Source organism: Chromobacterium aquaticum, assembly GCF_021129195.1.
GTDB lineage: Bacteria > Pseudomonadota > Gammaproteobacteria > Burkholderiales > Chromobacteriaceae > Chromobacterium > Chromobacterium aquaticum.
Genome location: NZ_JAJOHW010000038.1, coordinates 20,247 through 31,083, shown reverse-complemented (window position 1 = coordinate 31,083; position 10,837 = coordinate 20,247). Strand labels below are relative to the sequence as shown.

The following is a 10,837-nucleotide window of genomic DNA, read 5'->3' as shown; positions in this document are numbered from 1 at the left end:
AGCCCGTGCCGGCGCCGGCGGCAGCGGCTCGCTGCGCGCCGGCACGCCCAGACGCGCTTCCAGCCAGGCGTAGACGGCGGCGATGCCGCCGGCCACCAGCAGGCTGAGCAAGGCCAGCGCGCCGGCGTCCGCCAGGTTCAGTTCATACGCCACCAGCGTATAGATCTCGACTTCCACCGTGGCATAGCGCTGGCCGCCCAACAACAGGGCCAGGCCAAAGCCGGAGAAACAATACAGGAAAATCAGGCATAAATTGGGCAACAGCCAGGGCAGCGCCGCCGGCCACTCCACGCGCCAGAACGCGCGCCAGCGGCTGGCGCCCAGGCTGCGCGCCGCCGCCAGCCGGCTGGCCGGCACCTGGGAGAAACCGTCCACCGCCGCGCGCACCACCAGCGGCAGGTTGAAGAACAGATTGCCGTACAACAACAACCACGGCGTGTCCTGCAGATTCAGTCCGCTCAGGCCCTGCGAACCGAACAGCGCCAGCACGCCGACGCCGGCGACCAGGGTGGGCATCACGAAGGGCAGCATCAGCAGGCGCAGCGCCAGGCTGCGCCCGATGAAGTGAAAGCGCGCCAGCGCCCAGGCGGCCGGCACGCCGAACAACAGCGCCAGCAGGCAGGTGGCGGCGCCCTGCAAGATCGACCAAAGCATCCGCCATTGCAAATACGGGTCCAGCAGCAGCCCTGGCGACCACTGGCCGCCCTCCTGCAACAAGCGCGCCAGCGGCGCCAGTGAGAGCAAAAGCAAGAATAGCAAGGGGGGCGCCGCCAGCAGCAGGCGGCTCCGACGACTCAAGATCAAGACCGCGCGTCCTTCAATGGCCAGCAGGCGCTCAGGATGTCCTCAACCCCCTCCTCGTCCGCGCTCTGCCCCACCTTGGCGAAGCCCAGGCCAGCCGCCAGCGCCTGCGACGGCAGATTGTCCGGCGCGATCGACAGCACCAATCGCGTCGCGCCGGCTTGCGCCGCCCAGCCGCCCAGCGCCAGCACCGCCTCGCGCGCATAGCCCTGACGCCGGAAGTCCGGGTAAATCGTATAACCGAGCTCGACATCGCCATAAGCGCCCAGATAGGGATGACCGGGCAGCGAGTGGAAATTGGCATGCCCCACCATCACCCTGTCCTCGCGTCGCAACAAGGCCCGCACCGACCAAGGCGCATACGCCGGGTCCTGGGTGATATCGTCCAGCCGCAGCGCCATCAGCGCTTGTTCGTCCAACCATGCCGCCGCCGGCGGCGTGCCCAACAACTCGGCCGCCGCCGTCAGATCACCGGCCAGGCAATAACGCAATACTCGTGGATCCAGATGCCGCAGCAGCAAGCGCGGCGATTCAATATCGGCAATCATCAAGCGCCTTTCAACACAACTCGGGTCCAGCGCGCCACCCACTGGCGCGAACGTTCGGCAATCACCTTGCTGTCCGGCGTATCGTGCGCGGCAGGCTGCTCCGCGAAACGGTAGACCGGGTCCAAACTGACCTTGTCCATCACCGGATACATCCACATGGTGGTGGTCACATCCTTCTGCACCGCCTCGGAGCGCAGGAAGGCGATGAACTTCTCGCCCAACGCCGCTTCCTTGCCGCCCTTGACCAGGGCCGCGCCCTCCACCTGGCGGAACACCCCGCCCTTCAGCGGCAGATTGCCGGTGGGCGCGTCGCTCAGCTTCTGCTTGCTGTAGAACACTTCGGCGGCCGGGCTGGTGGCATAGCTGACCACCAGCGGCCGGCTGCCGCCGTTTTTGGAAAAGTCGGTGTAATAGGACTCGCTCCAGCCCTTGCTGACCTTGAGCCCGTTATCGCGCAAGCGGCCCCAGAAGGCGAAGGCCTTGTCCTCGCCCATGGCGGTGATGGTGGACAGCAGGAAGGCTAGACCAGGGCTGGACGTCGCCGGATTCTGCACCACCAGCAGATTCTTGTAGGCTGGCTTGGTCAAATCCTCCAGCGTCTTGGGCAGCGCCAACTGGCGCTGGGCGAACCAGGCCTTGTCGTAATTGAGGGTGACATAGCCGTAGTCTATGCTCACCGCGCCGGGCAAGGCGGCCTTGCCGCCCTGGGCCAGCGCCGCCGGCACCGGCGCCAACACGCCAGCCTGCTGCGCCTTGCCGATCAGGCTGTTGTCAATGCCGAACACCACGTCGGCGATGGGATTGGCCTTGGTCAGAATCAGCTTGTTCAGCATCTCGCCGGCATCGCCGGCCTTGATGATGGACACCTTGGCGCCGTTCTGCTTCTCGAACTCGGCCAGCAAGGGCTTGGACACGATGAAAGAACTGTGCGACAGCACGCGCAGCTCGGCCGCCGACGCGGCCAGGCTGGATGCCGCCAGCGCGACGGCTATCAAAGAGGAAAAGCGCTTCATGGACATCTCCGTACACGATAGGACGGAGCAAGCGGAATGCGGACCCAGACCCGCGCATCACGCTCCCTCCGCTGGCATGACCCAGATCAGGTTGCAGGGTATTTTCTCAGCCCGCGCCGCGGGCACCCCTGGTGACAGCGCGCCAGTATACCGCAGCGGCCGCCCGCTGACAGCCAACAATCCTTAACAGAGTGGCTCCGCGCCTTAACACGCCGATGACATGCGCGTTCTAAGCTGAAGTCATCATTTTCGCCAATACTTGACCGCGGCGGGGAGAACAGGCGTGAAATTCATGTTGACGATGGACCGGCGGCGACGCACCGCCGCAGACTTCGGCGCAGCACACAAAGCCGGCCGCCGCGCCGTGGCCGCCGGATGGCTGTTGGCGGCGCTGATCCTGCCTGCGCTGGCCCAGGCCGGCATTGGCGAAGCCGGCGCGCGCCACTTGCTGTCCCGCACCGGCTTCGGCGCCAACCCGGCGCAGATCGCCGTCTACGCGCCGCTGGACCGCGAGGCGGCGGTGGACCGCTTGTTGGCGGGCAGCCGCGCCGTCGCCGCCACGCCGCCGCCAAGCTGGGCCGGTGAGCCTTTCGAGCGCCCCGGCCAAGCCAATCTCAGCGAGGACGAGAAGAAAGCGTTGCAGAAACTGCGCGCCGAACACGCGGTGGAGCTACGCGGCTGGTGGTTGAACGAGATGCGCTACACCCCATCTCCGCTCAGCGAAAAAATGACCTTGTTCTGGCACAACCATTTCGTGTCCGCGCTGGACAAGGTGCGCTCGCCGCAAATGATGTATCAGCAGAACCTGTTGCTGCGCCGCTATGCGCTGGGCAATTTCGGCGAAATGCTGCACGCCGTCGCCCGCGACCCGGCGATGATGCGTTACCTGGACACCGCCAATAACCGCAAGGGCCAGCCCAATGAGAACTTCGCGCGCGAGGTGATGGAGCTGTTCACCCTGGGCGAAGGCCATTACAGCGAGCAGGACATCCGCGAAGCCGCGCGCGCCTTCACCGGCTGGGGCCTGGACCGCGACGACCATTTCGTCAATCGCCCCAAGCTGCACGACGACGGCGACAAGCTGATCTTCGGCCAGCGCGGCAACTTCGACGGCGACGCCGTGCTCGATCTGCTGCTGCAGCAACCGGCCACCGCCGAGTTCATCACCGCCAAGCTGTGGAAGGCCTTTGTCTCGCCCAAGCCCGACCCGGCCACCGTCAAACGGCTGGCCAGGAATTTCCGCAACAGCCGCTACGAGATCAAGCCCTTGCTGCGCGCCTTGCTGCTGAGCCCGCAGTTCTGGAGCAGCCAGGGTCAATTGGTGAAATCGCCGCTGGAGCTGACCATAGGCACCCTGGTCACCTTCGACCTCAGCCCGCCGGACTGGCGCGCGCTGGCCGGCCTCAACCGCCAACTGGGCCAGGATGTGTTCGCGCCGCCCAACGTCAAGGGCTGGCCCGGCGGCGAGGCCTGGATCAATAGCGCCACCTTGCTGAGCCGCAAGCAGTTCCTTGACCGCATCGCCCACGACGCCGCGCCGGCGCGCAACGCTTTTGCCTTGCCGGACGGCGGCATGGATGAAATGAAGGGCCGCGAGGCGCGCATCAACCGGCTGGTGGCCGCCGGCCTGCGCTCGCTCAAGCTGCAGCCGGACGAATGGAGCGCCATCTACCAGGTGCGCAGCGCCCAGGACTCCGCCAAGCTGCTGCTGGCGCTGCCGCCGGCCAACCCTTTGCCCGAGTCGCTCAGCGGCGCGCAAGCGATCGCTCCGCTGCTGCTGGACCCGGTTTACCAAGTCCATTGAGAGCTCCCGCCATGTTCCAACGACGCCAATTCCTCAAAGCCATGGCCGGCGGCCTGATGGTCTCGGTACTGCCCAATCTGAGCTGGGCGCTGGCGCCCGCCGGCTACCGCCGCCTGCTGGTGCTGATCGAGCTCAAGGGCGGCAACGACGGCCTCAACACCATGGTGCCCTACGCCAGCGCCGATTATTACCGGCTGCGCCCCGGCATCGCCATTCCCCGCGAACAGGTGATCCCGCTGAGCGAGCAAGTGGGCTTGCACCCGGCCATGGCCAGCCTGCGCCCGCTGTGGCAGCAGCAAGAACTGGCGGTGCTGCAGGGCGTCGGCTATCCCGACCCCAATCTATCCCACTTCCGTTCCATCGAAATCTGGGAAACCGCATCCAGTAGCCAGCAATACCTGAGCGAGGGCTGGCTGAGCCGGCTGTTCCGTGAACAGCCGACGCCGCGCGATTTCGCCGCCGACGGCGTGGTGCTATCCAGCCAGGTGCTGGGGCCGCTGGACGGCGGCGCGCGCGCGGTGGTGCTGACCAGCCCGCAGGACTTTGCGCGCCAGGCCAAGCTGGCGGCGGATCAGGGGCACGCCGGCACTGGCGGCGCGCTGGGCCACATTCTCAAGGTGGAGGGCGATATCCGTCAGGCCGCCGCCGAACTGGGCCAGCCGGCCAAGCCGATAGCCGCGGCGGATTCGCCGATGGCCGCGCCCCGGCCGGCCGGCGCCTTCGCCCAAGCGGTGTCCACCCTGGCCGACACCCTGTCGCGCGGGGTGTCCATCGCCGTGGCCCGCATCACCCTGACCGGCTTCGACACCCACGGCAACCAGCCGCCCACCCAGGCGCGTCTGCTTGCCGAGCTGGCCGATGGCATCGCCTTATTGCGCACGCAATTGCAGCAACAGGGACGCTGGGACGACACCCTGGTGCTCAGCTACGCCGAGTTCGGCCGCCGCCCGCGCGAGAACGGCAACCGCGGCACCGACCACGGCACCGCCAACGTCCATTTCGCCAGCGGCGGGCGCGTGCGTGGCGGCCTGTACGGACAGAGTCCGCAACTGGCCGGCGTCAGCGACGGCAACCTGCCCTACGCGATAGACTTCCGCCAGGTCTACGCCACCGCCATTCAGAGCTGGTGGGGCAAGGACGCCCACAATGCGCTGGGCGGCCGCTTCACTCCCCTGCCCATTCTGAGGACATGAAAAAAGCCGGCCCCCAGGGGCCGGCCGTCTACTGCGCTCAACTCAGCGATTTACTTCCAGCTGGACGCCAACACTGGCTGCAAAGCCGCCTGGTAGTTGTCCGGCAGGTTGATCTGGCCCGCTGTCGGCGGATTGAACGCCGCCATTGCGTTGACCAACGCCTGCACCTGGCTAGCCGCCAGCGCCTTGCCGTCACCGGACTGGAGGGTCTCGATCTGGTTCGCCGCATTGCCGAACCAGTTGTTAATCGACACCTTGTCCTCAGTGCCGATCACGCTGACCTCCAGGCTGGCGCCCTGGCGCTTGAACCACAGCTGATCGGCATTGACGCCCTGGCCGAACTTCAACACATCCTGGCCGCCAGCGTCGGTAATGCCGTCCTGGCCATCGCCGCGCTCGAACAGATAGGTGTCGTCACCGACGCCACCATCGAGCACGTCATTGCCGAGACCGCCGCGCAAAGTGTCGTTGCCCGCTTCTCCGTACAGCCCATCGTCGCCCGCCCCGCCTTCCAACAGATCGTTGCCGTTGCCGTTGCCGCCATACAGCGAGTCGTTGCCGCCGTTGCCCAGCATCCAGTCGTTGACGTTGCCGCCACGCAGCGTGTCACCCAGTTCGGAACCCACCAAAGGCACGCCCTGCTGCATCAACTGCTCCGCCGTCCACTTCACGCCGCTGGCGAAGGTGATCAGCTCGATCCAGTTGCTCTGATCGGCGAACCAGTCTTTCACCGTCACGCTGTCCTGGCCGTTGACATGGCGGAACACCATGTCGTTGCCGCTGCGCAGCACCTGGATGTCGCTTTCCTTGATGTCGGCGCCGAAACGGATTTCGTCGCGGTAGTCGCCGGCCGGCCGGTTCGGATCCCCCTTGTCGATGATCAGGTCTTGACCGTCGCCTAGGTTGAACAGATACAGGTCGCGCGCATAGCCGCCCGTCATGGTGTCGTTGCCGGTACCGCCTTCGAACACATTGTTCCAGCTGGTGGACGAAACCGACATCACGTCGTTGCCGGCGCCACCGCGCAGGGTGTCGCCTTCTTCGCGCCAGTAGCCGCCTTCGCTGCCCACCAGCGTGTCGTTGCCGTCGCCGCCTTCCAGCAAGTCAGCGCCGTTGCCGCCATTGAGCAGATCGTTGCCGATCCCACCGCGCAAGGTGTCGTTGCCGTCTTCGCCGTACAGGCTATCGTTACCCGTTCCGCCTTCCAGCAGATCGTTGCCGGCCCCTCCGTATAGAGTGTCGTTGCCGGCGCCGCCGAACAGGCTGTCGTTGCCTTCATTGCCGAACAACTGGTCATCACCGGCCAGGCCGAAGATCACGTCATTGCCCTTGGCGCCCTTCAGCGTATCCGCGCCGTCGGTGCCGTTCAGGGTAACGGCCGCCAGGCTGATCAATTCGAGCAGACTCCAGCTGCCGCCGTTGGCGAACACGATGCTGCCGGACCATGAGCTCTGCACCGACATGCCGGCCTGAATAGTGATGCTGTCCACGCCGTTGCTGTGTCGCAGCACCACATCGTCGCCGATGCGCACCACAGTGATGTCGGTCACCGAAATCCCCACGCCGAAGCGGATCTCGTCGTAGCTGCTCCAAGCGAGGTTGACGCCCTTTTCGCCATAGCGAATGGTGTCCTGGCCGTCGCCCAGATTGAAGATATAGACATTGCGCCCGGCGCCGCCTTCCAGCACGTCGTTGCCTGCGCCGCCCTTCAAGGTGTCGTTGCCGCCACGGCCAATCAGGGTGTCGTTGCCGGCGCCGCCGTCCAGCAGGCTGCCGCCCGCGCCACCGATCAACACATCATTGCCGGCGGTGCCGATGTAGATGCCGCTGGCCCACTGGTTGATCTGCACCGAGGTCCAGCTGCTGCCGTCGGCGAACACCACGCCGCCCACCCAGTTGCTCTGGCTGAGGAACCAGCCCTGGATCAACACCGAATCCACACCGTTGACGTGTTGCAGCAACACATCGTCGCCAACGCGCACCACGGTGATGTCGGTCACTGAGATGCCGGCGCCAAAGCGGATTTCGCTCTGGTGGCTGACGCTGACGTTCAGCGAGTTGTTGATCACCACGTCGCGGCCGTCGCCCAGATTGAAGACGTAGATATCCTGGCTGCCGCCGCCCTTGAGGGTGTCGTTGCCCTTGCCGCCTTCCAGAATGGACACGCCGCCGCCTGCGCTGATCAACACATCGTTGCCGGCGCCACCCTTCAAGGTGTCGTTGCCGCCGCCGCCGATCAGCACATCGTCGCCGTCGCCGCCGTCCAGCAGGTCATGGCCCTTGCCGCCCTTGAGGACATCGTTGCCGCTGGTGCCGATGAAAATGCCCGCCGCGAACTGATTGATCTGCACAGCGGTCCAGCTGCCGCCGTCGGCGAACACCACGCTGCCCACCTGGGACAGCTGGCTGCTGAACCAGCCCTGGATGCGCACCGAGTCGCTGCCGTTGACGTGTTGCAACACGATGTCGTCGCCGACGCGCACCACGGTGATGTCGGTTACCGCGATGCCCGCGCCGAAGCGGATTTCGCTGCTCATGCCCACCGATACGTTCAGCGAGTTGTTGATGATGAGATCGCTGCCGTCACCGAGATTGAACACATAGATGTTCCGGTCCGCGCCGCCGCGCAGGGTGTCGTTGCCCTTGCCGCCGTCCAGAATCACCGTGCCGCTGCCGGTGGCGATCAACACATCGTTGCCGTTGCCGCCGCGCAAGGTGTCGTTGCCGCCGCCGCCAATCAGGGTATCGTCGCCGTCGCCGCCTTCCAGCAGATCGCTGCCGCTGCCGCCGTGGAAGGCGTCGTTGCCGCTGCCGCCCACATAGACGCCGTTGACGAACTGATTGATCTGCACCGAGGTCCAGCTGCCGCCGTCGGCGAACACCACGCTGCCAACTTGCATGCTCTGGCTGCTGAACCAACCCTGGATGCGCACCGAGTCGCTGCCGTTGACATGCTGCAACAGCACGTCGTCGCCAATGCGCACCACGGTGATGTCGGTCACCGCGATGCCCGCGCCGAAGCGGATTTCGCTGCTCACGCCCACCGATACGTTCAGCGAGTTGTTGATGATCACATCGTTGCCATCGCCCAGATTGAACACATAGATATTGTGTTCGCTGCCGCCTTGCAGGGTGTCGTTGCCCTTGCCGCCCTCCAGGATCGCCGTGCCGCCGCCGCTGCTGATCAGCACGTCGTTGCCGGCGCCGCCTTTCAGGGTGTCGTTGCCGCCGCCGCCGATCAGCGTATCGTCGCCGTCGCCGCCGTCCAGCAGATCGCCGCCCTTGCCCCCGGTCAGCACGTCCTTGCCGCTGGTGCCGCCCGCGGCCACCACCATGGTCAAGAGTTCAGCCGCGCTCCATTTGGAGCCGTCGGCGAACAGCACCACGCCGGCCCAGCCGGTCTTGTCGACCAGGCCGTTCTTGACGCGGATGCTGTCCTGGCCGTTGACGTGCTGCAGCAGCAGATCATTGCCGGCGCGCAGCACGCGGATGTCCTTGGCGCTGATGCCGGCCTTGAAACGGATTTCATCGTTGGCGCTCAAGGCGGCGATCTTGCCGACCTGGGAGCCGTAATTGATCAGGTCGCGGCCGTCGCCCACGCCGAAGACGAAGGTTTCGCGGCCCTTGTTGCCGATCAGCACATCGTCGCCGGCGCCGCCTTCCATCGTGGCGTGGCCGCTGACGCCGCCTTGCAGCTGGTCGTTGCCGGCGCCGCCCAGCAGCGTGTCCTCGCCGCCGTTGCCAATCAGAGTATCGTTGCCGGCGCCGCCGTCCAACAGATCGGACTGGCCGGAGCCCAGCAGCAGATCGTCGTCATCGCCGCCGGTCTGCACTTCCAGCAGTTTCTGCGCCAGTTCCGCGCCCAGCCAGACGCTGCCGTCGGCAAACACGATCTGGCCATGCCAGCCATGCTCCAGGCTGAAGCCCGCCTGGATGGTGATGGAGTCGCTGCCGTTGGCGTGGATCAGCACGATGTCGTCGCCCTGGCGTTCCACCCGGATATCGTCCACCGAGATGCCGACGCCGAACACGATGCGGTCCTGCAAGGTCACGCTGACGTCCACGCCGTGCGCGGCGATCACGTCCGCGCCGTCGCCCAGGCCAAACTGGTAAATCTCCGCGCCGGCGCCGCCCACCAAGGTGTCGTTGCCCGCGCCGCCGATCAGCACGCTGACGCCCGCGCCGCCGCTGACCAGCACATCATTGCCCAGGCCGCCGATCAAGGTATCGTTGCCGCCGCCGCCGATCAGCGAATCATTGCCTGCGCCGCCGTCCAGCAGATCGCTGCCTTCCCAGCCGATCAAGGTATCGTTGCCGCTGCCGCCCAGCTGGGTCAGCTTGATGTCGGCCTGGGTCCAGACCACGCCCTCGGCGAACACGATGCGCTCGATCCGGCTGGACGCGCTGGCGAAATAGCCTTCCACCACCAAACGGTCGCTGCCGTTGACGTGGATCAGCACCAGGTTGTCGCCCTGGCGGCTGACGCTGACGTCCTTGACCAGGATGTCGGCGCCAAAACGGATTTCGTCTTTCACCGACACGTCCACGCCACCGGCGTCGCGGATCACGTCCACGCCGTCGCCCAGATTGAACAGGTAAACATCGGCGCCGGCGCCGCCGATCAACAGATCGTTGCCGCGGCCGCCGTGCAGCACATTGTTGCCGCTGCCGCCGTCCAGGGTGTCGTCGCCGTCGCCGCCCAGCAAGGTGTCGTTGCCGTCTTCGCCAAACAGCTTGTCGTTGCCGGCGCCGCCGTCCAGCAGATCGTCGCCGCCGCGGCCGTTCAGCACGTCGTTGCCGCCCAGGCCGATCAGATGATCCTTGCCCAGCCAGCCGTTAAGGATTTCCTTGCGCTCGCTGCCGGTCTGCACGATCACGCGCTGCGCCAGATCGTTAATGCCCCATTCGCCGCCGTCGGCGAATACGATGCGCTCGATCCAGAAGCTCTTGTCGGCGAACCAGCCCTTGATGGTGACCGCGTCGTCGCCGTTGCGGTGCGACAGCAGCAAATCGTCGCCCACATGCTCCAGCTGGATGTCTTCCGGGCGGATGCCCGGGCCGAAGCGCAGCTCGTCGCGGTAGGCCGGATCAGTATCCGCCGCGTCGCGCTTGTCCTGGGCGTTGTCGGTGATGGTGTCGAAACCGTCGCCCAGATTGAACAGATAGATGTCCTTGTCCGCGCCGCCGATCAGGGTGTCGTTGCCCTCGCCGCCGGCCAACACATTGTTGCCGCTGCCGGCATTGAGCAAATCGTCGCCGGCGCCGCCTTCCAGCGTGTCGTTGCCTGCATAGCCGTTGAGCACGTCGTCGCCGACGCCGCCCTGCAGCAAGTCATTGCCGTCATAGCCGTTCAAGGTGTCGTTGCCGGCACCGCCCTTGAGCACATCGTCCTGCGGGCCGCCTTCCAGCACGCCGCCCAGGTCGCTGCCCGTTACGCTTGTCGTCATAACTTGTTTCCTTATCAATATTTGTTTGTGT

The 10,837-nt window shown here is 65.8% G+C and carries 6 protein-coding genes and 1 riboswitch; of the genes, 2 read left to right on the top strand and 4 right to left on the bottom strand.

What is annotated here, in order from left to right; genetic code table 11:
• From LQT98_RS06970 to LQT98_RS06960, 3 genes are all read right to left on the bottom strand, one after another.
• Positions 1–759, bottom strand: a 759-nt coding sequence (locus LQT98_RS06970; protein ID WP_231461639.1) for an ABC transporter permease, incomplete at its 3' end; no start/stop codon positions are given.
• Between the two features lie 41 nt (positions 760–800).
• Positions 801–1,349: a GNAT family N-acetyltransferase gene (locus LQT98_RS06965; protein ID WP_231461638.1), complete on the bottom strand. Its 549-nt coding sequence runs from the start codon at positions 1,347–1,349 to the stop codon at positions 801–803.
• Complete coding sequence (locus LQT98_RS06960) at positions 1,349–2,362, bottom strand: thiamine ABC transporter substrate-binding protein (RefSeq protein ID WP_231461637.1); 1,014 nt, start codon at positions 2,360–2,362, stop codon at positions 1,349–1,351. Before LQT98_RS06960 ends, LQT98_RS06965 begins: the two co-directional genes overlap by 1 nt.
• Positions 2,363–2,407: 45 nt before the next feature.
• A riboswitch (TPP riboswitch) is annotated at positions 2,408–2,502 on the bottom strand.
• Positions 2,503–2,654: 152 nt separating this feature from the next.
• Between LQT98_RS06960 and LQT98_RS06955 the strand changes: the two genes are divergently transcribed.
• Positions 2,655–4,166, top strand: coding sequence for a DUF1800 domain-containing protein (locus LQT98_RS06955; protein ID WP_231461641.1), 1,512 nt, complete (start codon positions 2,655–2,657; stop codon positions 4,164–4,166).
• A gap of 11 nt (positions 4,167–4,177) precedes the next feature.
• Positions 4,178–5,359, top strand: coding sequence for a DUF1501 domain-containing protein (locus tag LQT98_RS06950; protein ID WP_231461636.1), 1,182 nt, complete (start codon positions 4,178–4,180; stop codon positions 5,357–5,359).
• A gap of 50 nt (positions 5,360–5,409) precedes the next feature.
• On the opposite strand, the gene LQT98_RS24020 is transcribed toward LQT98_RS06950, so the two are convergent.
• The gene (locus LQT98_RS24020) at positions 5,410–10,806 is read right to left on the bottom strand and encodes a calcium-binding protein (protein WP_269325962.1); all 5,397 of its coding nucleotides are present in this window, start codon (positions 10,804–10,806) and stop codon (positions 5,410–5,412) included.
• Positions 10,807–10,837: the final 31 nt, after the last annotated feature.